Genomic DNA, 23,792 nt, shown 5'->3' with positions numbered 1-23,792 from the left:
ACAAAAATCCACTGCCTGGATGTGTGTCTGGAGAGCCCGTGATGACGATAAAACTAAAAAACACTACGAACCTGAGTGATTCGGCCCAAGTCGATCAGCAATCGGTTCAGCCGTTTACCCGCTCGCAAAAAATCTATGTTCAGGGCTCTCGCCCGGACATCCTCGTGCCGATGCGCGAAATCAGCCTTGATGTGACGCCGACCGACTTTGGCGGCGAGGTCAACGCGCCTGTCGTTGTGTACGACACCTCGGGCCCTTACACCGACCCCAACGTCATCATCGACGTGCGCAAAGGCCTGGCCGATGTGCGTTCGCCGTGGATCGAGTCCCGTGGCGACACCGAGCGTCTGCCGGGTCTGAGTTCCAACTTCGGCCAGGAACGCCTCGCCGATGCCGAGCTGACCAAGCTGCGTTTCGCCCACGTGAACAACCCGCGCCGGGCCAAGGCCGGTGCCAACGTCAGCCAGATGCACTACGCCCGCAAAGGCATCATCACCGCCGAGATGGAATACGTCGCCATCCGCGAAAACATGAAGCTTGAAGTGGCTCGCGCCGCCGGCCTGCTGGACCAGCAACACGCCGGTCACAGCTTCGGCGCCAGCGTGCCGAAAATCATCACCCCTGAATTCGTCCGTGACGAGATCGCCCGCGGTCGCGCGATCATTCCAGCCAACATCAACCACACCGAACTGGAACCGATGATCATCGGCCGTAACTTCCTGGTGAAGATCAACGGCAACATCGGCAACAGTGCTTTGGGTTCGTCCATCGAAGAAGAAGTGGCGAAACTGACCTGGGGCATTCGCTGGGGTTCGGACACGGTCATGGACCTGTCCACCGGCAAGCACATTCACGAAACCCGTGAGTGGATCATCCGTAACTCGCCGGTGCCGATCGGTACGGTGCCGATTTATCAGGCCCTGGAAAAAGTCGGCGGCGCTGCCGAAGACCTGACCTGGGAGCTGTTCCGCGACACGCTGATCGAACAGGCCGAGCAGGGCGTCGACTACTTCACCATCCACGCCGGCGTGTTGCTGCGCTACGTGCCGCTGACCGCCAAACGCGTCACCGGTATCGTTTCCCGCGGTGGTTCGATCATGGCCAAGTGGTGCCTGGCGCACCACAAAGAGAACTTCCTCTACACCCATTTCGAAGACATCTGCGAAATCATGAAGGCCTACGACGTCAGCTTCTCGCTGGGCGATGGCTTGCGTCCGGGCTCGATTGCCGACGCCAACGACGCCGCACAATTCGGTGAGCTGGAAACCCTCGGCGAGCTGACCAAGATCGCTTGGAAGCACGACGTGCAGTGCATGATCGAAGGCCCGGGTCACGTGCCGATGCAGTTGATCAAAGAGAACATGGACAAGCAGCTGGAATGCTGCGACGAGGCGCCGTTCTACACCCTCGGCCCGCTGACCACTGACATCGCGCCAGGCTACGACCACATCACCTCGGGTATCGGTGCGGCGATGATCGGCTGGTTCGGTTGCGCCATGCTCTGCTACGTGACGCCGAAGGAGCACTTGGGTCTGCCGAACAAGGATGACGTGAAGACCGGGATCATCACCTACAAGATCGCCGCGCATGCCGCCGATCTGGCAAAAGGGCATCCGGGCGCGCAGATCCGCGACAATGCCTTGAGCAAGGCGCGTTTCGAATTCCGTTGGGAAGACCAGTTCAACCTGGGCCTTGATCCGGACACTGCTCGTTCGTATCACGATGAGACCCTGCCGAAGGATTCGGCCAAGGTCGCGCACTTCTGCTCCATGTGCGGGCCGAAATTCTGTTCGATGAAAATCACCCAGGAAGTCCGCGAATACGCGGCCAACCAGCGCATCGAAACCGTCGACGCCGAAGTCGCCCAGGGATTGGCGGACCAGGCCGAGCGGTTCAAACAGGAAGGCAGTCAGCTGTACAAGAAGGTTTGATCTGACCTGAAAAGGTGGGGCCTGAAAGGGCCCCATCGCCAGCAGGCTGGCTCCCACACTGGATTTGTGGTGTTCACAAGTCCCCTGTGGGAGCCAGCCTGCTGGCGATAGCGATCTACACAACAAAAAATGTCCCTCTGAGATAACACCCTTGAGCATTCAACCCAGCACTTACTCCCCGGATTCTGCGGTTCCGATCGACAAACGTGTCTTCGGCGGCCGTGATCTGTTTTCCCTGTGGTTCTCCCTCGGCATCGGTCTGATGGTCCTGCAGACCGGTGCATTGCTCGCGCCAGGTCTGGGCCTGTCCGGCTCGTTGCTGGCAATCTTCCTCGGCACCCTGGTCGGCGTTTTGCTGCTGGCCGCCGTCGGCGTGATCGGCAGCGACACCGGCCTGTCATCGATGGCCGCACTCAAACTCAGCCTCGGTGCAAAAGGCGCTAGCCTGCCTGCCGTATTGAACCTGCTGCAATTGATCGGCTGGGGCTCGTTCGAAATCATCATCATGCGCGACGCCGCCAGCCTGCTCGGCGCGCGGGCGTTCAGCGAAGGCAGTCTGTTGTCCAATCCGCTGCTCTGGACCGTGTTCTTTGGTGGTTTGGCGACCTTGCTGGCCGTCAGTGGTCCGCTGACATTCGTCCGTCAGATCCTGCGCAAGTGGGGCATCTGGTTGCTGCTGGCCGCGTGCATCTGGTTGACCTGGAACCTGTTCGCCAAAGCCGATCTGGCGGCGTTGTGGGCGCAGGCCGGTGATGGTTCGATGCCGTTCGCCGTGGGCTTCGACATTGCCATCGCCATGCCGCTTTCGTGGTTGCCGCTGATTGCCGACTACTCGCGTTTCGGCAAGCGTGCGAAAAATGTGTTTGGTGGCACGGCGCTGGGTTTCTTTATCGGTAACTTCTGGCTGATGAGCCTCGGCGTGGCCTACACCCTGGCGTTCGCGCCGAGCGGTGAAGTGAATGCCTTGCTGTTGGCGTTGGCCGGTGCAGGTCTGGGGATTCCGCTGCTGCTGATCCTGCTGGACGAGTCGGAAAATGCCTTCGCCGACATTCACTCGGCGGCCGTTTCGAGCGGAATTTTGTTGCGCTTGAAAGTCGAGCACCTGGCTTTGGCCATCGGTGTGATCTGCACACTGATCGCGTGCCTGGCGCCATTGGCCCAGTACCAGAACTTCCTGCTGTTGATCGGTTCGGTGTTTGCGCCGCTGTTCGGTGTGGTGCTGGTGGATCACTTCATCCTGCGCAAACGCGGTGCTCGCATGGCGTCAGCCGCATTGCGCTGGCCGGCGTTGCTCGCCTGGTTGGGCGGAGTGAGCACCTATCATTTGCTGGCTAATCTGTATCCGGACATCGGCGCAACCCTGCCGTCACTGATTCTGGCAGGGCTGCTGCAACTCGTGCTGGGTCGGGCCTTCAGTTACGGCCAGGAAACAGCTCGGGCTTGATAATGCCGTTCAGGCGAGGGTAAGGGATCTTCAGTTCGACGTGACCCAGCGCGTAAGGCGCGATGGTGCTCACTTCGTACTTGAGGATCACCCCGCCGTACGTCAGCGCCACGTTCTGGGTTTTCTGGAACGGCCACTGCTTCACGAACTCCGGTTCCTGATCGAGCTTGGTGCTTATCAGCCAGCTGTTGTGCGCGACTTGCGCGGCTTTCCAGAACGCCTCTTCCTGCCCCGGCACCAACATGTCCGACAACGTCAGCACTTTGTGTTGCTGGCGCGAATAGTTGATGAAGCTGCGGCCTGGCGTGCCATGGGCGCCGCCGGTGTCCAGGTAGCTGGAAAATTCAACGATCACCAAGCCGTCATGCTGCTCACGTACCTTGGCTTGCAGATAGCTGCTGTAGCGCGGGCCGGCACTGCTCAAAAACTGCTCGCGATACGCTGCCAGCGTCGGCGCCACCGGGGCGTCGGGCGAGGTGCGGGTCATTTGCAGCAGGCGTTTTTCGACGATGCCGTCCAACTGCGGTTCGGCCGGGAAGCGCAGCGTATCGATGTTCACCAACGGGCAGTCAGGTGTTGTGCAACCCGGTTTCAGCTGTTCGGATGCATCGCGGGTAGTTTCCAGCGGCGTCCGGTAGTTGGGTTGGAACAAACTCTGGCAGGCGCCCAGGGTCAGGGCGATTACAGCCACGGAGGCGATTTTAAAAAGCGACATGGGCGTCCTTCATAAAACAGGGAAAGGCGAAAAGTTATCCGCTTCGACTCTCAACGAAGCAGTCAGTTCGCCACTAAGCTAATTAGAGTTGGTTTCGCCCTCACCGTCTATCCCGCTGACTGTAAAGGGGCTGCATCAAAGGTCACGGGCGCGTTAGGATGGCGCGAAGTCGAGGTTGCAAGTAACAAAAAGGAGCCTCGGATCGGATTTGCAGTAAACGAGGATTGTCATGACTGATTTTGCCAACGCCATTCCGACCGCCGTTGATATCGTTCGGCGCGAAAAGTGCTACGAGGGCTTCTACAAGCTCGAGCGTGTGCACTTGCGTCACGAATTGTTTGCCGGTGGCATGAGTCGCGAGATCAATCGTGAAGTGTTCGTTCGCCACGATGCAGTGTGCGTGCTGCCGTACGATCCTCAACGTGACGAAGTGGTGTTGATCGAGCAGTTTCGCGTCGGCGCCATGGGCAAGACTGATAATCCTTGGTTGATCGAACTGGTCGCCGGTCTGATCGACAAGGATGAAGTACCGGAAGAAGTTGCTCACCGCGAAGCGCAGGAGGAAGCTGGGCTTGTGTTCGGGGCGCTCTGGCCGATGACCAAATACTTTCCATCGCCGGGCGGCAGCAATGAATTTGTGCACTTGTACCTGGGGCGTTGCGACAGCACCGGCGTCGGCGGCCTGCATGGGCTGGAGGAAGAAGCAGAAGATATCCGCGTCACGGTCTGGGCGTTCGAAGATGCCCTACAGGCCGTACGCGACGGACGAATTGCCAACGCGGCCAGCATCATTGCCTTGCAATGGCTAGCTTTGAACCGCGCTGAAGTGAGGGGGTTATGGTCGTAAACAAACTGCGCGATCGCTATCGGGTTGACCTTGTGGGGCTGCAAGCCTCCTGCGAGGCCAACTACGCGCGCCTGATGCGACTGTTGCCGGACATGCGCAACGAGCCGGAGGCACGGCGCATTGCCGTGACCCACGGCGACCAGATGCTCGGCGTGCTGGCCCTCGAAGTGCTGCAAGTCTGTCCGTATACCACAACCCTGCAAGTGCGCCAGGAACACAGCCTGCCGTGGCTGCCGGTGCCGCAACTGGAAGTCCAGGTCTATCACGACGCGTGCATGGCCGAAGTCGTCAGCGCCGAACATGCGCGACGCTTTCGCGGCATCTATCCTTACCCGAATGCCTCAATGCATCAGCCGGACGAAAAGGCCCAGCTGAATATGTTTCTGGGCGAATGGCTGAGCCATTGCCTGGCCTGCGGACACGAGTACGCCGTCGTGCGATAGATGTGAACTGCGTCAGCTTCACAAGTTTCCCCTTTTGATCATCCCCCAGCATAATCGCGGTACTCATCCATCCCGTGATTCAGCCCTGGGAGAACGCCTTGCCGAGCGTATCCACATTGACCACCGCCGATTCGGCGTTGCTGGTGCAACTTTCCGACAGTCATCTGTTTGCCGAAACGGACGGGACGTTGTTGGGCATGAATACCCGTGACAGCCTGCAAAAAGTCATCGAACTGGTGCGGCTTCAGCAGCCGCAGATCGACCTGATTATTGCCAGTGGCGATCTTTCTCAGGACGGGACGCTGGAGTCCTATCAGCAGTTTCGCGACCTGACGCGGCAGCTCGATGCGCCGGCGCGCTGGATTCCCGGTAACCACGATGAGCCGCGGATCATGGCGGAGGCCGCTGTGCAGAGTACGTTGCTGGAGCCAGTGGTGGATGTCGGTAACTGGCGTGTCACGTTGCTCGATTCGGCCGTACCGGGTTCGGTGCCGGGGTATTTGCAGGATGAGCAGCTACAGTTGCTGGCCCGTTCGTTGAGTGAGGCGCCGGAGCGCCATCATCTGGTGTGCTTCCATCATCATCCGGTGTCGATCGGCTGTGCGTGGATGGAGCCGATTGGATTGCGCAACCCAGACGCGTTGTTTGCCGTGCTGGATCGGTTTCCGCAGGTGCGCGCGGTTTTATGGGGGCATGTGCATCAAGAGATCGACCAGGTTCGCAAGGGTGTGCGGCTGATTGCCTCGCCTTCGACGTGTATTCAGTTCGAACCGGGCAGTGATGATTTCAAGGTCAGTGACCAGGCGCCGGGGTATCGCTGGTTGCGGCTGTTGCCTGATGGCCAGCTCGAAACCGGCGTGGAACGCGTTACCGGCTTCGACTTTGAGGTCGACTACGGCTCCAACGGCTATTGATTTTTTTGTCATTCAACAGGACCGAGTCGCGGCTTTCGCGAGCAAGCCCGCTCCCACACTGGATCTCGGGTGTTCACAGAGTGTGTACACCGCAGGTCAAATGTGGGAGCGGGCTTGCTCGCGAAGGCGTCGGCACAGACACCCTCATTTCTGCGGATATCCCCGATTCCCCCGACACCCTGTAAACTGCGCCTCTTTACCCGACGCACAGGGAGCTCAAATGTCTGGTTCGATCCTTTATATCCACGGTTTCAACAGCGCGCCTTCATCTAAAAAGGCCACGCAGTTGGTACAAGTGATGGAACGTCTGGGCTTGAGCGATCAGTTGCGCGTTCCGGCCTTGCATCACCATCCGCGTGAGGCCATCGGTCAGCTGAACAAGGCGATTGAGGAGCTTGGGCGGCCACTGCTGGTCGGCAGCTCACTCGGCGGCTACTATGCGACTCACCTGGCCGAGCGCCATGGCCTCAAGGCCCTGTTGATCAATCCTGCCGTCAGTCCGCACCGGATGTTCGACGGGTATCTGGGGACGCAGAAAAACCTGTATACCGATGAGGCCTGGGAATTGACCCACGACCACGTGACGGCCCTGGCCGAGCTGGAAGTGCCGGCGCCCCAAGACCCGCAGCGGTATCAGGTGTGGTTGCAGACCGGCGACGAAACGCTGGACTATCGCCTCGCCCAGCAGTACTACCGGGCCTGTGCCTTGCGCATCCAGGCCGGCGGCGACCATAGTTTTCAGGGTTTTGCCGAGCAATTGCCGGCGATGCTGAGTTTTGCCGGCATCGGCGCAGATTTGTATCAGGCGATCGATTTCACAGCACTGTGAGCCATCGCCTCTATTTCACAGAACACTCTTTTTACAGGCGGACGACGAGACCCCATGGCCACTCCCAGCGCTAGCTCTTATAACGCAGACGCCATCGAAGTCCTCTCGGGCCTCGACCCGGTGCGCAAACGCCCCGGCATGTACACCGACACCAGTCGGCCGAATCACCTTGCCCAGGAAGTCATCGACAACAGCGTCGACGAAGCCTTGGCCGGGCATGCGACCTCGGTGCAGGTCATCCTGCACGCCGATCACTCCCTGGAAGTCAGTGATGACGGCCGTGGCATGCCGGTGGATATCCACGCCGAAGAAGGCGTGTCGGGCGTCGAGCTGATCCTCACCAAGCTCCACGCGGGCGGCAAGTTTTCCAACAAGAACTACCAGTTCTCCGGCGGTCTGCACGGGGTGGGTATTTCCGTGGTCAACGCCTTGTCGAACGAAGTCCGGGTGCGCGTAAAGCGTGACGGCAACGAATACCAGATGACCTTCGCCGACGGTTACAAGAAAACCGAGCTGGAAATCATTGGTACCGTCGGCAAGCGCAACACGGGTACCAGCGTGTTCTTCGCGCCGGACCCGAAATACTTCGATTCGCCGAAATTCTCTATCAGCCGCCTCAAGCACGTACTCAAGGCCAAGGCCGTTCTGTGCCCGGGGCTGCTGGTCAGTTTTGAAGACAAGGCCACCGGCGAGAAAGTCGAATGGCATTACGAAGACGGCCTGCGCTCCTACCTGGTCGACGCGGTCAATGGATTCGAGCGTCTGCCGGACGAGCCGTTCTGCGGCAGCCTGGCCGGTAACAAAGAAGCGGTCGATTGGGCGCTGCTGTGGTTGCCGGAAGGTGGCGACAGCGTTCAGGAAAGCTACGTCAACCTGATTCCGACGGCGCAGGGCGGTACCCACGTCAACGGTTTGCGTCAGGGCTTGCTCGATGCGATGCGCGAATTCTGCGAATTCCGCAGCCTGCTGCCTCGTGGCGTGAAGCTGGCGCCGGAAGACGTCTGGGAACGCATCGCTTTCGTGCTGTCGATGAAGATGCAAGAGCCGCAATTCTCCGGCCAGACCAAAGAGCGCCTGTCGTCCCGTGAAGCAGCCGCGTTCGTTTCCGGTGTGGTCAAGGACGCCTTCAGCCTGTGGCTCAACGCCAACCCGGAAACCGGCATGTTGCTGGCAGAACTGGCGATCAACAATGCCGGCCGTCGTCTGAAGGCCAGCAAGAAGGTCGAGCGCAAGCGCATCACGGCGGGGCCGGCACTGCCGGGCAAACTCGCCGACTGCGCCGGGCAGGACCCGATGCGTTCCGAGCTGTTCCTGGTGGAAGGTGATTCCGCCGGCGGTTCGGCCAAGCAAGCGAGGGATAAAGAATTTCAAGCGATCCTGCCGTTGCGCGGCAAGATTCTGAACACTTGGGAAGTCGATGGCAGCGAAGTGCTGGCCAGCCAGGAAGTGCACAACATCGCCGTGGCCATCGGTGTCGATCCGGGCTCGGCGGACATCGCTCAGCTGCGTTACGGCAAGATCTGCATCCTCGCCGACGCCGACTCCGACGGTCTGCACATCGCCACGTTACTGTGCGCGTTGTTCGTCCAGCATTTCCGCCCGTTGGTGGATGCCGGTCACGTCTACGTCGCGATGCCGCCGCTGTACCGTATCGACCTGGGCAAAGAGATTTACTACGCCCTGGACGAAGCCGAACGCGATGGCATCCTCGATCGCCTGGTGGCCGAGAAGAAACGCGGCAAGCCGCAGGTCACACGATTCAAAGGTCTGGGTGAAATGAACCCGCCGCAGCTGCGTGAAACCACCATGGACCCGAACACTCGGCGTCTGGTGCAGCTGACGCTGGAGGATTTTGAAGCGACCTCGGAAATGATGGACATGCTGCTGGCGAAGAAACGTGCCGGTGACCGCAAATCCTGGCTGGAATCCAAAGGCAACCTGGCCGAGGTTCTTGGCTGATGCGGGTTGGCTTTGCCCTGGCGTGTGCGTTACTTCTGACCTCGATTTCGGTGTTTGCCGAACCGGTGCCGGAACTGCGCCTGTTGTCCGAGCATCCCGTTGACGGTATGCGCGGTGGCAACCTGTCCGGGCTGGCCCAGTGTGGCAAGGATATGTGGACGGTGTCCGATCGCGACGACGATCAGATTTACCGGCTCGATACCCGCGAAAGGGTATGGCACGCCGAAACCGTGGGCATCGGCGTGCCGCCGGTGCCAGACAGCGGTTTGCCCTGGGGCTTGCGTTCGCGGACCTGGGTGGCGTCGTTTTTCCGTGGTGGGGATCTGGATTTTGAAGGCATCACCTGCGACAGCGCCGGCAATCGCTACATCGTGAGCGAATCCCATGCTGCGATTCTGCAAGTGCCACCCGTTGGGCCATCGTCCTGGCTGAAGATCTCGCCGATGCTGATTCGCGAAGCCCGGGCCAGCGGCATGCTGTTGCACTTCAATGCGTTGTTTGAAGGCTTGGCGATCAATCCGGCGGGTGATCAATTGTGGCTCGCCGCCGAGCGTCAAAGCCGTGGATTATTGCTGATCAAGCGCAAACAAACGGTCTGGGATTGCGATGGTGGCTGTGTGTTGCTGAGCGAAGCCGGGAAAGAAATGCAGCCGGCGCAGTTTCCCCGAGCCAAAGCAGTGTCCCGAGACTTTGCCGACCTGTCGCTGTTCAACGGCAAGCTGTTTACCCTTGAGCGCAACGCTTACCAGATCTGCCGCCGTGATTCGGTGACAGCCAAGGTCGAGCGCTGCTGGTCGTTTGCCGATGAAGCCTTGCAGGCGCATCGCCGCTATAAAAATCCTTACGGCCTGACCGAAGCGTTGATTATTGACGCCGAGGGCGCGTGGATCGGCACCGACAACAACAACGATGCCCGCGCCGATGGCGAGGAACGTCCGATTGTCTGGCGCTTTGCCGCGCCTGAAGGTGGCTGGAGTGCCAAGCCATGAGTCAGCAGCCGCCGGGAAAACGCGCCGGTCGGGTATTTATGGTGCTGGCCTGGTGCGCGGCGCTGTTTCTGGCGACGCGGTTTTTCGGCCAGTGGGAAGCGCGTCAGCAGAATCCCAACACCGTCATCAGCTCTGAGCAGGGCGAAGGGTTTATCGAAGTGAAACTGGCCAGCAACACACAGGGTCACTTCGTTGCCAGCGGCCAGATCAACGGTCAGCCGGTGGATTTCATGCTCGATACCGGGGCGACCGACGTGTCGATCCCGGCGGAAATGGCCGAACGGCTGAAACTGGAAAAAGGCTTCGGGGTGACCCTGAGCACAGCCAACGGTCGCACCCAGGGTTACCGAACCCGCATCGACCGGCTGCAACTGGGCGACATTGTGCTGCGTGATGTGCGCGCCCTCGTCGTGCCAGGCCTGGATGGCAAGCAAGTGCTGCTCGGTATGAGCGCGCTGAACAAACTTGAATTTACCCAGCGCGGTGGCACCATGCTGCTGCGCCAGACAACGAACCGATGAGGCCCGCATGAGCGACTCCCTTGATCTCAGCCTGGACGGTGTAGAACGCCGGTCACTGGCTGACTTCACCGAAAATGCCTACCTCAACTACTCCATGTACGTGATCATGGACCGTGCCTTGCCGCATATCGGCGACGGCCTGAAACCGGTACAGCGGCGCATCATCTACGCGATGAGCGAGTTGGGGCTGGACGCCGATTCCAAGCACAAGAAGTCGGCGCGTACCGTCGGTGACGTGCTCGGCAAGTTCCACCCGCACGGCGACTCGGCCTGCTACGAAGCCATGGTCCTGATGGCCCAGCCGTTCAGCTACCGCTACACGCTGGTCGACGGCCAGGGTAACTGGGGTGCGCCGGATGATCCCAAGTCCTTCGCCGCCATGCGTTACACCGAGGCGCGGCTGTCGCGCTATTCCGAAGTGCTGCTCAGCGAACTGGGCCAGGGCACTGCGGATTGGGGCCCGAACTTCGACGGCACCCTCGACGAGCCGCTGGTGTTGCCGGCACGTTTGCCGAACATCCTGCTCAACGGTACCACCGGCATCGCCGTGGGCATGGCCACCGACGTACCGCCGCACAACCTGCGCGAAGTCGCCACGGCGTGCGTGCGTTTGCTCGATGAGCCCAAAGCCACGGTCGAACAGCTCTGCGAGCACATCCAGGGCCCGGATTACCCGACCGAAGCGGAAATCATCACGCCGCGCGCCGACCTGCTGAAAATGTACGAAACCGGCAAGGGCTCGGTGCGCATGCGCGCCGTGTACCACATCGAAGACGGCGACATCATCGTCACCGCGCTGCCGCATCAGGTGTCTGGCGCCAAGGTGCTGGAACAGATCGCGGCCATGATGCAGGCCAAACCGTCGAAAGCCCCGCAGATCGCAGACCTGCGAGACGAGTCCGACCACGAAAACCCGTGCCGGATCGTGATTATTCCGGGCGCACGCAAAAACTTTGACCACGACGCGCTGATGCAGCACCTGTTCGCCAGCACCGAGCTGGAGTCGAGCTACCGGGTCAACATCAACATCATCGGCCTCGACGGCAAGCCGCAGCTGAAAAACCTGCGCGCGCTGTTGGTCGAGTGGCTGGAATTCCGGGTCCAGACTGTGCGTCGTCGCCTGCAATTCCGCCTGGACAAGGTCGAGCGTCGCCTGCACCTGTTGGACGGCTTGTTGATCGCCTACCTCAACCTGGATGAAGTGATTCACATCATCCGCACCGAGGAGCACCCGAAAGCCGCGCTGATCGAGCGTTTCGCCCTGAGCGAAATCCAGGCCGACTACATTCTCGACACCCGTTTGCGTCAGTTGGCGCGACTGGAAGAAATGAAGCTGCGTGCCGAGCAGGATGAATTGCTCAAGGAACAAGCCAAGCTGCAAGCCCTGCTGAGTAGCGAAGCCAAGCTGAAAAAGCTGGTACGCACCGAGCTGATCAAAGACGCCGAAACTTACGGCGACGACCGTCGTTCGCCAATCGTCGAGCGCACCGAAGCCAAGGCCCTGACCGAGCACGATCTGCTGCCAAACGAGAAAGTAACCGTCGTTCTGTCGGAAAAAGGCTGGGTTCGTTCCGCCAAGGGTCACGAAATCGACGCCACCGGGCTTTCCTACAAGGCCGGGGATGGTTTCAAGGCCTTGGCGCCCGGCCGCTCCAACCAGTTTGCGGTGTTTATCGATTCCACCGGCCGCAGCTATTCGGTGGCCGCGCACACGCTGCCATCGGCCCGTGGCCAGGGCGAACCGCTGACCGGTCGTCTGACGCCGCCGCCGGGGGCGAGCTTCGAGTGCGTGCTGATGCCGGAAGACGATTCGCTGTACGTGATCGCCTCCGACGCCGGTTATGGTTTCGTGGTCAAGGGTGAAGACCTGCAAGCCAAGAACAAGGCCGGCAAGGCGCTGTTGAGTCTGCCGAACAACGCCAAGGTGATTCTGCCGCGGCCAGTGGCTGATCGTGAGCAAAACTGGCTGGCCTCGGTGACCACCGAAGGTCGCCTGCTGATCTTCAAAATCAGCGATCTGCCACAATTAGGTAAGGGCAAAGGCAACAAGATCATCGGGATTTCCGGTGAGCGTGTGGCCAGTCGCGAAGAATATGTCACGGACATCGCCGTTCTGCCGGATGGCGCCACATTGGTGCTGCAGGCCGGAAAACGTACCTTGTCACTGAAAGCAGACGATCTCGAACACTACAAAGGTGAGCGTGGACGTCGTGGTAACAAATTGCCACGTGGCTTTCAGAGGGTAGATGCGCTGCTCGTCGAAAACCTCAATTAAGCGTCCTAGAGCGCTCGATCTACGATTTAACGCGTAGATCGACGCTTTGGCGCTGGAGTCGGAACGCATATTCACGGATGATATGGCCTTTCAAGCGCCGGCGTGGCCGAGCGTTCTTCATATTTATTGAGTATTTTCACTGTGGTTAGCCTTGTGGCAACCACCTGGATGGGACGATGACTGCTCTGCGCCTTCCTTTTATTTTGATGCTCGCCGGCGTTCTTGGCCTGGCGGGTTGCAGCACTCACCAACCGGTGTCGCTGTATCAGCTGGACAGCGGAAGTCCGGCTCAGCCTGCGCAAAGCGCGGGTATGGCTGTATTGCTGGGTCCGGTAACTGTAGCTGATTACCTGCAACGCGAAACGTTGTTGCAGCGACAGCCGGATGGCAGCCTGCAAGCGTCGGCTGATGGTCGTTGGGCGGGTAGCCTGTCGTCGGATATCGATCAGTTGCTGCTGCGTCAGGTCGCCGGTCATCTCGACAGCCAGCGCGTGGTGCTGGCGCCAGCGACCGTGGGCTTCACGCCGGATGTGCAGGTTCTTCTGACGATTACTCGCCTGGACTCGGGTGAGGCGCAACCGGCGATCCTTGATGCGCAATGGCGTCTGATCGACCGTCGTGGCCAGGTTCGTGATAACCGCATCGTTCACCTGCAGGAACAGCATGCCGGTGGCACGGCGGCTCAGGTTCAGGCTCAGGGTGTATTGTTGCAGCGTCTGGCCGAGCAGCTTTCGGTGGCGCTCAAGCCGCTGGCCAATCAGCCACCGATTGCCGAAGCACCAAAAAAACCGGCTGCCAAGCCGGCGGCACCTGCGGCGGAAGCGGAAAAGCAGCCGAAGATCCCGATGGCTTCGCCGATCCGGACCGATATGGAAGTGTTCAGGTTCTAGGCCTGGATTGATCCAAGAACAAAGCCCGCCATGTGCGGGCTTTGTTGTTTCTGCGGGGGCTTGTAGCAGCTGTCGAGCCTGCGAGGCTGCGTTCGAGCCGGGGTCGCGCTCGACCGAAGTCCTCGCAAATCCTGTTCGCGCGATTGCATGACCCCTGGCGCGGACTGATTTTACGACTGCTGCGCAGCCGAACGCAGCCTCGCAGGCTCGGCAGCTGCTACAAGAATCAGGTAGCAACAAAAAGCCCGCAGACGATTACTCGTCTGCGGGCTTTTTCATAACGGGGCTATTTACGCCCGACGTTCATGCATCCGCGCCAGTTGCCGCTCGAGCATCGACGGATAAGGCTCCATCAGCCGCTCTACGCAACAAGCGCCTTCCGGGCTTGCGATCGGTCGGATTCGGGCGCGCTGGCGGATCAGCGCGTCGTCACCGATCTTGCGCTCCACCAGCAACAGGTTGCGGCTGTGTTGCGACAGGGCCAGTGCATCCTGAGCGGTTTCAGTCAGCAGCAGATCAATCTGGCTCAGGCCGAACAGCTCGTCACCCAGGGTCAGGCCCAGTTGCAATTGCAGGGTGATGCCGCTGTCAGCGACTTCGATCTGCAACTGATGGCCCAAGGCTCGCAACAACTCACCGCAGCAGATGGCGTTGGTCAGGTAGTCGTCGCCGCTGTCTTCGGTGTGGAACAGCATCAGCGTGCTGCCATCGTTCAGGGTGTGCAGCTCGCTCTGGTAGAGCGAGGCGGCCTGATCGAGGCAGTCGCGATAGCGTTTGAGCAGTTCTTCCAGACGTGTGCGGGGCAGACGACGCAGTTGATCCTGAGCGCCCAGTTGCACGGCCAGTACCGCGCTGTGCTGCGGCACGTTCGATAGTTGCGGTTTGGCTACCGGTTTCGGCGCGGTCGACGCTGATTCATCACGCAAGTCGGCAAATGCATCGTCATCATCATCGTCTTCAACGGTGCTGACAATGCGCCGTGGCGCAGGTTTGAGACCGGCCACAGGCTTGGTTTCATCGAAACTCGGGTCACGCAAATTGCGCACTTCGAAGGTTGGCTCGTTATCGTCCGCGTCTTCGTAGTCGCTTTCGTCGTACTCAGGCTCGGGAGCGGGTTCCGGCTCGGCGGGCTCTGGCGCGAAGTCGGCGTGCAGCTGGCGGGCCAGGTCGCCGATCTCATCCTGACGCTCGGTGGCCGGGGTGTATTCGTCGATATGGCGCAGCCATACCCGCAATTGCAGCAACGGCGTGGAGATGTGCCGACCCAGGCGCAGGCTCAAGGCCAGGGACAGCGCCAGTAGTATCGCGCTCAAAATGCCCATGCTTTGCAGGCTGATGGTCATCGGCTGCTGGAACTGATCCATGTCCAGGCTGATGCGCAGTTGCCCGGCGGTCACGTCCTGGAAAGTGATCTTGCTCTGGTACATGCCTTCGGCTTCGCCCAGCAGGCTATGCTTGGGGCGCTGACCGGCTTCGGCGAGGATGCGGTTATCCACGCTGTAGATGGCGGCGTGAGCCACCAGCTTGTTTTTGGTCAGGTTGTTGAGCAGCACGTTGAGGCTGAGGATGTCGTTGGACACCAACAGCTCCGTGGCGGACGTGGCAGTCTGGGTGGTCAGGCTTTCACCCAGCGCATCCGCCTGCTCGTGCATGGCCTGCTTGAACTGCAAACCCATCACACAGGCATAGATCACCAGGGCCAGAGCGACCAGGATCACGTTATGGCTGGCGATGCGCAATGCAATCGGTACACGGCGGTGGCGCAGTGCACGGAAGATCAGCAGAAAGAAGTTATCGGTTTTTACTGGCGTGGGCCGGTTCACTTGAGCTCGGCTCTTTTGTCCGTGAAGTTGACGCGCAGTATAGCGACAGGCCCTAGACCGTCAAAGCGCTCACGGTGCCCGATGGTCACTGAATGTGGGTAGAATGCGGTTTTTTTCCACCTGCGGGGGTGCGCCTTGCGCGAAATCGTCCTGATAAACATCACGGGAGTCGACCGTCCGGGTCTGACTGCGTCCATTACCGGCGTTCTGGCCCAGGGTGGTGTGAACATTCTCGACATTGGTCAGGCGGTGATCCACGACACCTTGTCATTCGGCATCCTGGTTGAAATTCCTGACACCGAGCAAGGCAAGTCGGTGCTCAAGGACATCCTGTTCACGGCTTACAAGCTCGATCAGCAGGTGCGTTTCACGCCGGTGTCCGAAGAGGATTACCAGCAGTGGGTCGGCAATCAGGGCAAGACACGCCACATCGTGACCCTGCTGACCCGCAAAGTGACCGCCGGGCAATTGCAGGCCGTGAGTTCGATCACCGCCAAATATGGCTTGAACATCGACCACATCGATCGTCTGTCCGGGCGCATGCCGCTGGACACCCCGGCCGATCAGGGCAAGGGCTGCATCGAGTTTTCCGTTCGTGGGGAAGCGGCTGATCCGCAAGCGCTGCGGGCCGAATTCCTCAGCGTCGCGCAAGAGCTGAACGTCGACATCGCCTTCCAGGAAGATTCGCTGTTCCGCCGCAACCGCCGTCTGGCGGTGTTCGACATGGACTCGACGCTGATCGAAGCCGAAGTGATCGACGAACTGGCCAAGGCTGCCGGTGTGGGCGATCAGGTGTCTGCGATCACCGAGCGGGCGATGGCCGGCGAATTGGACTTCCGCGCCAGCTTCAAGGAACGCCTGGCCTTGTTGAAAGGGCTGGACGTCAGCGTGCTGGATTCAATCGGTGCCTCCCTGCGCCTGACCGAAGGTGCCGAAACCCTGTTCGCCGAACTCAAGCGTCTGGGCTACAAAACCGCGATCCTGTCGGGCGGCTTTACCTACTTCGCCAAGCAATTGCAGGCCAAGTTGGGTATCGACTATGTGTTCGCCAACGAGCTGGAAGTGGTCGACGGCAAGGTTACCGGCGTGGCGGTCGAGCCAATTGTCGATGCACAGCGCAAGGCGGATCTGCTGAAGGAACTGGCGCACAAGGAAGGTTTGCGTCTGGAGCAGACCATTGCAGTCGGCGACGGCGCCAACGATTTGCCAATGCTGGCGATTGCCGGGTTGGGCGTGGCGTTCCGTGCCAAACCGCTGGTGAAACAGTCGGCGAAGCAGGCGATTTCCACCTTGGGGCTGGATGGCGTGCTGTATCTGCTGGGCTTCCGGGATCGCGACGGGCAACTCTGATTGTTTCAGGGCTGAAAGAACCTTGTGGCGAGGGAGCTTGCTCCCGTTGGGCTGCGAAGCGGCCCCAAAAAAGGACTGCTACGCAGTCCATACGGGAGCAAGCTCCCTCGCCACAGTTACCGGCATTACCCTCAAAGCGACTTCCACAACGAATCAAAATCCTCCTCAGCGCCGCTCTCCGCGGCGTTGTCGTTTCTGGCGGCCTCCAGTGGACGGTAGGCGAACTGATTGAAACTGTTGGTACTCGCCACCCGCCGATCCAGCCCGGCTCGACGTTCCTGGCCGTTGGTGTAGATCAGCACTTTGCTGCCTTCCTGAAAGGGCAGGCGCGGGGCAAGCAGTGTGGCGGGCAGGTCGATGGCGCTGATCTCCGGTAGCAAAAGACCGCGAAGGTATTGGCTGTGGTCATCACGGGTGCGCACCAGTTGCAGGCCGCAAGGCTCGGCGCAGGGTGCAACCTGCTCGATGCCCATTTGCGTGCCACCGCCACGCACCTGGCGGATCCAGCGCACCACCGCGATGCTCCAGCCCTGACCGACAGAATCCTCGATACCGACCATCTCACCCGCCTGTAACTCGGCCGGCACAGCAGCGCGCCAGGCCAGGCAGTAACCGCCGGGGCTGTGATTGACCACTGACAGGACATGGGTCGGGAAGTGCTGATTGCGGTCGGATGCTTCGTGGTTGTCGTCATTCTGAAGTTGCGGGTATTCGATCTCTTCGTAGGGCAATAGAGCATCTGCATTGCCTTGGGGAGCGGCGTCGAAGGCCTGGTGCCATTGGTCCTTTTCCCGGCCGGCCACTGACGTTACCGAAAATTGTGCAGGTCGGGCGCCGTGGTTTTTCAGGATGTCGCTGAATGAGCGTTGCCCTCCCAGATAGAAGTGCAGCGCGCTCATGCCTATGCACAGGGTCAACGTGCCTTGGCCAACGGTGCGCTGGAAGCTGCGCTCGGCAGTCTGGCCCCAGGCGGCATGAAGGTGTTGCAACGTATCCAGGCTTAACCCTGCTGGCACGGGCAGCGGCGATGAACTGTCATTTTTTTGCAAATGAGCTTCAATCGCCGCGACCAACGGCTGCGGATCAATCCCCAATAAGCTCTCTTGCTGCTCGGCCCGGAACTTGGCGCGGTAACGCGGTCCGGTGTCGAGGTCTGACACGACGGCAAACAGCCCGGTGGCCGGTTTGCCGGGTTGCAGCTTGATCCATTGGCTCCAGGGCTCCAGCACCTCGGCAACCCGGGCAATCTGGTGCTGGCGCAGTTGGTTGCAGCGTGAGGCGCCCAGCAGCAAGGCGACCACGTAAGTCTGTTCGATGCTCAGGTTTTGTGTCTGGCTGGCCAGCTCATCGCGCAGGCTCGTGTGCTCGAGCCGGTGCGCGCAGGCGATCCGGTAGAGCTGATGCAGCTCCAGCCACAGGCCTTCCGGCACTGGGCAATAAAGTTTGGTAGCGCGAATCAACGGCCCGTTCAGGCAATGGATCGCCCGTTGCAGCGCCTGGGTCAGCAGCGGCGCACGGTCCTTGCTGAATGTCGGTGTGATGCGCACGACGATCTGTTTATAACCAATGGCCAAGTGACTTTGCAGCGCCTGGCAGAGGTTGGCGATCTTGCGGGAACGCTCGTCGAGGACAATCGACTGATGCAGGAAATGCTGCTCAAGGTGTTTGCAGACGTAATACACCTCGGGCCGCAGCAGTTCGAGCAATTGCAGGCGATTGTCGCTGGGCGTGAGCAGCTGGTTGAGTTCGCTCAAGCCTTGATACAGCTGACGAGCGGTTTCGCCGATGTTGGCTTTGGGGAGATTGGCGATCCAGCGCTTGAGATCACGCGGGGTGGCTTCACAGAACGACAGGCGCAACTGCGTCGGGATCGGGGCGCGTAGCAACAGGTGGGGGCTGGTCTCATTCATGCCGTGGAAAAACTCCAACCGGTAAATGGGCAGTGAATGACCTGACTGTAGCAGCTATGGATTTCTACCGTTTGTCTGTCAGTCGAATGCCCTTCGGGCGTACTACTAATCTGACAGTCGTGCGACTGGATACGCACAGTCGTACGGCCTGCTGCCTACGCAGGGCAGGTCTCTTTGTAACTTCAAGGAGATGAAGTTTATGTCTAGATATGTAGTGGCAAATCAATGGGGCGGTAGTTCGGCACCCTGGCATCCGGGCGGAGACTGGACGCTAGGCGCGCGGGACAACCAGAACGTTGTCGCGATCGAGATCAAATCGGGCGATGGCGGGAAGAGTTTCACCGGCACCATGACGTATGCGGGTGAAGGTCCCATTGGTTTCAAGGCTCAACGCACGGGCCAGAACCAGTACAACGTTGAAAATCAATGGGGCGGCAACGATGCCCCGTGGCATCCGGGTGGCAAATGGGTCATCGGAGGTCGGGATAATCAGAACGTTGTGGCGTTGAGCGTGACCTCCAGCGATGGAGGGAAAAACCTCAGTGGCACCAATACCTACGCCAACGAAGGGCCGATCGGCTTCCGTGGACAGATAGAGTAACGGCACCACCGAAATGTCCGACCCCGCGAAGACGTTCGCGGGGTCGGATCAGGGATCAGGCTTTTGCCAGACCCATGCCCTGGCCCATCTGCACCGGCGAACCGGCCGCCAGTTCTTCAGCCCACTTCACTTGATCAGGCCCGAACAGCACGACAGCGGTCGAACCCAGTTTGAACCGACCGAGTTCTGCACCTTTCTCCAAATGGATCGGCGCACGGGCAGCTTCGTCGTAGCGGAAGGTTTTCAGCTCGCGTTTCGGCGGCGTGACCAACCCGGCCCAAACGGTTTCGATCGACGCAACGATCATTGCACCCACCAGCACCACGGCCATCGGCCCGCGCTCGGTGTCGAAAATGCACGCCACACGCTCGTTGCGGGCGAACAGTTCCGGAACGTTTTCAGCGGTGGTCTGGTTGACCGAGAAGATCCGGCCCGGGATGTAGACCATCTCGCGCAGGGTGCCGGCCAGCGGCATGTGTACGCGGTGGTAGTCCTTCGGCGACAGATAAATAGTCGCGAAATCACCGCCCATGAACGGCGCTGCGTTGGCAGCGTCGCCGCCCAGCAATTCCAGCACGCTGAAGCTGTGGCCCTTGGCCTGGAACACGCGACCGTGTTCGATCGGGCCAAGTTGGCTGACCGCGCCGTCGGCCGGGCTGAGAATCGCGCCTGGCGTCTCGTCCAGCGGGCGAGCGCCGTCCTTCAAGGCGCGAGTGAAGAACGCATTGAAATGCTCGTAGGCCGTCAGGTCTTCGACCAGCGCCTGCGACATGTCCACCTGATAACGCTTGGCGAACCACGCGGTAAACGCGTTTTTGAACCAGCGCACGCGGCATTCGGCAATGCAGCCGGCCAGTCGCGACAGCAGGTGATGGGGCAGCAGGTATTGGCTGAGGATAAACAAACGCTTATTCATTAACTGTCCTTAAAAACCTTAAATCTCTACGGGCGTATCGGGGTGGTTGCCCCATTCGCCCCAGGAACCGGCGTAGCCTTTGACCCGCGGATAACCGAGGGATTTGGCCACCAGATAGGTGAAGCCAGAACGATGGTGAGTCTGGCAGTGGGTAATCACTTCTTTGTCTTTGCTGATCCCGAGTTTTTCCAGGATCTGCGGCATGTCGGTGCGGATGCGCAGGTTGCGCGTCTGATCCATGCCCGCGGTCCATTCGAAATTGACCGCGCCGGGAATGTGCCCGGCCTTGGCCGCCAGGACTTTCTCGCCGGAGTACTCCAGAGGCCCACGTGCGTCCCAGATCGCCAGGTCGGCGGCACCTAGACGGCTTTGCAGGTACTCGCGGGTGGCAGTGGGTTCGTCGTGCAAGGTCAACGCAACCGGGCCGCCGACCGCTGCCGGGATCTGGATCGACATGGGCAAACCTTCTGCCAGCCAGGCTTTCAGGCCGCCGTCGACATAGTGGTACTTGCTGTGGCCGATGACATCCAGTAGCCAGATAAAGCGCCCGGCCCAACCGCCGCCTTCGTCGTCATAGACCACGTAGACCGCATCGGGGTTGTGTCCCAGCTCACCGAACAACGTTTCGAGTGCCGCTTGCGACGGCATCAGGCCCGGCGCAGGCGCCTGACCGAGTTGCGTGCGTTTCGGATCGACAAAACGCGCACCGGGGATATGCCCTTCGGCATAGCGGGCGCTGCTGGTCAGGTCCACCAGAATCAGTTCGCGGGAGTCGAGACGGGCGAGCAAGTCGCTCGGCTCGATGACCAGCGGCAAGCCAGAGAATTCAGACATGTGAGGTCTCCAGAACACAAAGGGGAGGATTGTATAGCAGCGTCATTGGCCGCGGTGACTAAAGCTGTGCAGGGCTTTCTCGATGCACTGCGCGGTTTTGCCGAAGGCTTGCACGGTGATTTCCGAGAACGGCCCGCCGCCCTGATCCGCCACCACAATCATGATCACCCGACCATTATTGACCAGTGAGCGCAACAGCAAGTGTTCGCCGCCGAACTGTGAGCGCAGGCTGGCCGGTAACAGGGCCGAAAATTGCGCGTTGTTGGCCGGCGTCAGGCGTACCTGGGCCTGCTGCGAGAGCAGGCGTTGCAGCACGGTGCTCTGGCTGACGACGAAGTTCAGACCGGCCACTTCTTTTGGCAGTCCGGCCGTCTGGTGCACTCGCAGATTGTCATGGGTGCGGTCGGCCATCAGGATCATCACCCGACGCATGCCGCACGCAACCAAAGCGTCCCGGGCAGACGTGGTCAAGTGCATGGCATTGGTGAAGCGACTCGGCTCGACCAGCAACTCTGCACATTGTCTGCGCCATTTCGCCAGGTCTTCGGCAGTCGGTGCCGGGGCCGGCAGCAAGCCTGCGTGCACGCGGTTCATGCCCCACGGCCAGATCAGTGAAACGGCCGGGTGCCAAAGGTCTGGCATCGCATGATGACGGGCGCTGTTGGCGGCCTGTTGGTGCAACTGCTGCTGCACTTCGTCCATCGGCATTTGCAGGTAAAGGCTGGTCAGATACTGCCAGCGTTCGCTGTGCGGACTGTCCCAGGCCTGTTGCGCCGACAGCGCCAGACCGTTGGCCAGCAGCACCGTATTGGCCGGTTGATTGAGCCAGCGGCGCAGGGTCGGATCGTCATCGAGGCGGTTCTGCTGGCGCAATGGATGATCGCTGTCGCGCGCGATGCGCAGGACTTTCACCAGCTCACGCTGCTCGTTGAGCAGCAGCCGATAACCCTGCTGCACCCAGATCGGCAGGCGCCAGATGTCCACGAGCGCCAGGCAGATATCCAGTAGGCGTACGCCGAACAACTGCTTTTCGACTTTGCGCGCCGACTCGCCTTTATGGATGACCCGCAGCTCCCACTCTTCGAGCAACTGCGGATGGGTCAACGCCATCGGCCAGAGCGGCGAGAGAAACAGCAGGCTGCCCCAATGGATGTCTTGCCACAGCCGCGCCAGGCGACTGGCGAAAAAACCGTTGGCCTGTTGGGTCGCGTGCTGGCTGATCAGTTGCAGCTGACGCAGGGCGATCGGAATTTCTAACTGAGGTTCGGCGGGCAGGCGGGCGAGCAGTTCTTCGGTGCGCTTCAAACCGAGGCGATTGATCGCCACCTCAAGGTTTTCCGCAGGCTCGGTCATGCTGCCATGGGTGTGACGATTGGCTTCGCGAATCACGCTCAGCGCCAGCGCGGGGCTGTCCTGTATCAGTTCGGCGATATCGCGCAGGGAGCTGCGACTGTTGGCGATGGCCTTGCAGACACGGTCATGACTGGCTTGCGGAACGGGCAAGCGCACGCCATCGAGAAGCTTTACCCAGCCTTCGAGAGTGGTTGGTTTTGGAGTTGGAACGTTCGTTTCGTTAGCCATGGTTGGACGCGATCATCGTCTGCATTACCTATGCCCGGAGCGGGCCAAATTGGCTTTTCGCCTGAACTGGCTATAGTCTGGCGCAGTTTTGCCGATAAGTAGAAGAAGAGATTTTTTAACTTCCGAATATGACCTTGAACCCGACTCAGTAAGTGCTCTCCTACCTATGGCTAAAATTATCGGCATCATCGTCGTATTCGCGAGCGTGCTCGGCGGATACGTGCTCTCCCACGGCAAAATTGCCGCCCTGATTCAGCCCTTCGAGGTGATGATTATTGGTGGTGCGGCACTCGGTGCATTTCTGCAGGCCAACCCCGGTTACATGACCCTGCACGTGCTCAAGAAATCCTTGGGCATGTTCAGTTCGCGTTTCAACCACACGTTCTATCTGGAAGTGCTGGGCCTGATCTACGAGATCCTCAACAAGAGCCGCCGCGAAGGCATGATGGCGATCGAAGGCGACATTGAAGATGCCGCTGCGAGCCCGATTTTCGCCAAGTACCCGGCTGTGCTCAAAGACGAACGCATGACTGCATTCATCTGCGATTACCTGCGCATCATGTCCTCCGGCAACATGGCTCCCCATGAGCTTGAAGGCCTGTTCGACATGGAGCTTTACAGCCTCAAGGAAGACCTCGAGCATCCGTCCCATGCGGTGAACGGTATTGCCGACGCCATGCCCGGTTTCGGTATCGTCGCGGCGGTACTCGGTATTGTGGTGACCATGGCTTCCCTGGGTGAAGGCGATCAGAAATCCATCGGCCTGCACGTGGGTGCGGCGCTGGTCGGTACCTTCTTCGGTATTCTCGCGGCGTACGGTTTCTTCGGTCCGCTGGCCCATTCCCTGGCCCACGATGCCAAGGAAGAACTCAACGTCTACGAAGCCATCAAGGCCTCGCTGGTGGCTTCCGCTTCCGGCATGCCGCCATCGCTGGCGGTAGAGTTCGGCCGTAAGGTTCTGTACCCGGCGCACCGTCCTAGCTTCGCTGAGCTGGAACAAGCGGTTCGCGGTCGTTAAGT

General features: G+C 60.1%; 20 protein-coding genes. 14 read left to right on the top strand and 6 right to left on the bottom strand.

Annotation, left to right across the window (positions count from 1 at the left end; all coding sequences use genetic code 11):
• Nucleotides 1-41: 41 nt before the first annotated feature.
• Together thiC and cytX are read left to right on the top strand one after the other, a co-directional pair.
• Nucleotides 42-1,931, top strand: coding sequence for a phosphomethylpyrimidine synthase ThiC (gene thiC / locus ACSQ87_RS29120; RefSeq protein ID WP_150656657.1), 1,890 nt, complete (start codon nt 42-44; stop codon nt 1,929-1,931).
• A 151-nt stretch (nt 1,932-2,082) separates the two neighbouring features.
• The gene (cytX, locus tag ACSQ87_RS29115) at nt 2,083-3,375 is read left to right on the top strand and encodes a putative hydroxymethylpyrimidine transporter CytX (protein ID WP_436274906.1); all 1,293 of its coding nucleotides are present in this window, start codon (nt 2,083-2,085) and stop codon (nt 3,373-3,375) included.
• Here cytX and ACSQ87_RS29110 read toward each other — a convergent pair.
• Complete coding sequence (locus tag ACSQ87_RS29110) at nt 3,344-4,090, bottom strand: RsiV family protein (RefSeq protein ID WP_436274905.1); 747 nt, start codon at nt 4,088-4,090, stop codon at nt 3,344-3,346. The two genes, cytX and ACSQ87_RS29110, sit on opposite strands and share 32 nt — an antisense overlap.
• A gap of 229 nt (nt 4,091-4,319) precedes the next feature.
• Here ACSQ87_RS29110 and ACSQ87_RS29105 point away from each other — a divergent pair, with 229 nt between their 5' ends.
• The 9 genes from ACSQ87_RS29105 to ACSQ87_RS29065 all read left to right on the top strand — a co-directional run bounded on the left by ACSQ87_RS29105 (nt 4,320) and on the right by ACSQ87_RS29065 (nt 13,757).
• Entirely contained in the window at nt 4,320-4,937 is a 618-nt protein-coding gene (locus ACSQ87_RS29105) for an NUDIX domain-containing protein (protein WP_223431801.1), read from the top strand.
• On the top strand, nt 4,928-5,380 hold the full coding sequence (locus tag ACSQ87_RS29100) for a DUF1249 domain-containing protein (RefSeq protein ID WP_008153350.1): 453 nt from the start codon (nt 4,928-4,930) through the stop codon (nt 5,378-5,380). Before ACSQ87_RS29105 ends, ACSQ87_RS29100 begins: the two co-directional genes overlap by 10 nt.
• 98 nt (nt 5,381-5,478) lie before the next feature.
• A complete protein-coding gene (gene cpdA, locus ACSQ87_RS29095; RefSeq protein ID WP_223431800.1) occupies nt 5,479-6,294 on the top strand; it encodes a 3',5'-cyclic-AMP phosphodiesterase in 816 nt (271 codons plus the stop codon).
• 220 nt (nt 6,295-6,514) lie between these two features.
• Nucleotides 6,515-7,123 (top strand): YqiA/YcfP family alpha/beta fold hydrolase, encoded by a 609-nt coding sequence (locus tag ACSQ87_RS29090; protein ID WP_008153348.1) that lies wholly within the window; start codon nt 6,515-6,517, stop codon nt 7,121-7,123.
• A gap of 54 nt (nt 7,124-7,177) precedes the next feature.
• Nucleotides 7,178-9,082, top strand: a complete 1,905-nt coding sequence (gene parE, locus ACSQ87_RS29085) for a DNA topoisomerase IV subunit B (RefSeq protein WP_150656652.1) — start codon at nt 7,178-7,180, stop codon at nt 9,080-9,082.
• Nucleotides 9,082-10,071, top strand: coding sequence for an esterase-like activity of phytase family protein (locus tag ACSQ87_RS29080; RefSeq protein ID WP_436274904.1), 990 nt, complete (start codon nt 9,082-9,084; stop codon nt 10,069-10,071). Before parE ends, ACSQ87_RS29080 begins: the two co-directional genes overlap by 1 nt.
• A complete protein-coding gene (locus ACSQ87_RS29075) occupies nt 10,068-10,592 on the top strand; it encodes a retropepsin-like aspartic protease family protein (RefSeq protein ID WP_095127420.1) in 525 nt (174 codons plus the stop codon). The genes ACSQ87_RS29080 and ACSQ87_RS29075 overlap by 4 nt, the downstream gene beginning before the upstream one ends.
• Before the next feature lie 7 nt (nt 10,593-10,599).
• Complete coding sequence (gene parC / locus ACSQ87_RS29070; RefSeq protein ID WP_046056739.1) at nt 10,600-12,867, top strand: DNA topoisomerase IV subunit A; 2,268 nt, start codon at nt 10,600-10,602, stop codon at nt 12,865-12,867.
• A gap of 176 nt (nt 12,868-13,043) precedes the next feature.
• Nucleotides 13,044-13,757, top strand: coding sequence for a PqiC family protein (locus tag ACSQ87_RS29065; protein WP_223431797.1), 714 nt, complete (start codon nt 13,044-13,046; stop codon nt 13,755-13,757).
• A gap of 290 nt (nt 13,758-14,047) precedes the next feature.
• On the opposite strand, the gene ACSQ87_RS29060 is transcribed toward ACSQ87_RS29065, so the two are convergent.
• Entirely contained in the window at nt 14,048-15,580 is a 1,533-nt protein-coding gene (locus ACSQ87_RS29060; RefSeq protein WP_436274903.1) for an AhpA/YtjB family protein, read from the bottom strand.
• A 135-nt stretch (nt 15,581-15,715) separates the two neighbouring features.
• Here ACSQ87_RS29060 and serB point away from each other — a divergent pair, with 135 nt between their 5' ends.
• Entirely contained in the window at nt 15,716-16,930 is a 1,215-nt protein-coding gene (gene serB / locus ACSQ87_RS29055) for a phosphoserine phosphatase SerB (protein WP_436274902.1), read from the top strand.
• Nucleotides 16,931-17,061: 131 nt separating this feature from the next.
• Here serB and ACSQ87_RS29050 read toward each other — a convergent pair whose 3' ends face one another.
• Nucleotides 17,062-18,840: a molecular chaperone gene (locus ACSQ87_RS29050; RefSeq protein WP_436274901.1), complete on the bottom strand. Its 1,779-nt coding sequence runs from the start codon at nt 18,838-18,840 to the stop codon at nt 17,062-17,064.
• A gap of 199 nt (nt 18,841-19,039) precedes the next feature.
• On the opposite strand from ACSQ87_RS29050, the gene ACSQ87_RS29045 reads away from it, so the two are divergent.
• The gene (locus tag ACSQ87_RS29045; RefSeq protein WP_042932429.1) at nt 19,040-19,441 is read left to right on the top strand and encodes a lectin OAA family protein; all 402 of its coding nucleotides are present in this window, start codon (nt 19,040-19,042) and stop codon (nt 19,439-19,441) included.
• Between the two features lie 55 nt (nt 19,442-19,496).
• Here the strand turns inward: ACSQ87_RS29045 and asd are convergent, their stop codons facing one another.
• From asd to ACSQ87_RS29030, 3 genes are read right to left on the bottom strand one after another with little or no spacing between them, the layout of a single operon-like run.
• Nucleotides 19,497-20,357: an archaetidylserine decarboxylase gene (gene asd, locus ACSQ87_RS29040; protein WP_046045706.1), complete on the bottom strand. Its 861-nt coding sequence runs from the start codon at nt 20,355-20,357 to the stop codon at nt 19,497-19,499.
• 18 nt (nt 20,358-20,375) lie between these two features.
• Nucleotides 20,376-21,191 carry a rhodanese-like domain-containing protein gene (locus ACSQ87_RS29035; RefSeq protein ID WP_436274900.1) on the bottom strand — a complete coding sequence of 272 codons (816 nt, stop codon included), beginning with the start codon at nt 21,189-21,191 and terminating at the stop codon, nt 20,376-20,378.
• A gap of 42 nt (nt 21,192-21,233) precedes the next feature.
• Nucleotides 21,234-22,772 carry an HDOD domain-containing protein gene (locus ACSQ87_RS29030; RefSeq protein ID WP_436274899.1) on the bottom strand — a complete coding sequence of 513 codons (1,539 nt, stop codon included), beginning with the start codon at nt 22,770-22,772 and terminating at the stop codon, nt 21,234-21,236.
• 166 nt (nt 22,773-22,938) lie between these two features.
• Between ACSQ87_RS29030 and motA the strand changes: the two genes are divergently transcribed.
• The gene (gene motA, locus ACSQ87_RS29025; RefSeq protein WP_223431791.1) at nt 22,939-23,790 is read left to right on the top strand and encodes a flagellar motor stator protein MotA; all 852 of its coding nucleotides are present in this window, start codon (nt 22,939-22,941) and stop codon (nt 23,788-23,790) included.
• Nucleotides 23,791-23,792: the final 2 nt, after the last annotated feature.

The organism is Pseudomonas sp. LjRoot277 (genome assembly GCF_964253845.1).
In the GTDB taxonomy this organism is placed as follows: Bacteria; Pseudomonadota; Gammaproteobacteria; order Pseudomonadales; family Pseudomonadaceae; genus Aquipseudomonas.
This window is presented reverse-complemented; position numbering and strand designations above follow the sequence as displayed.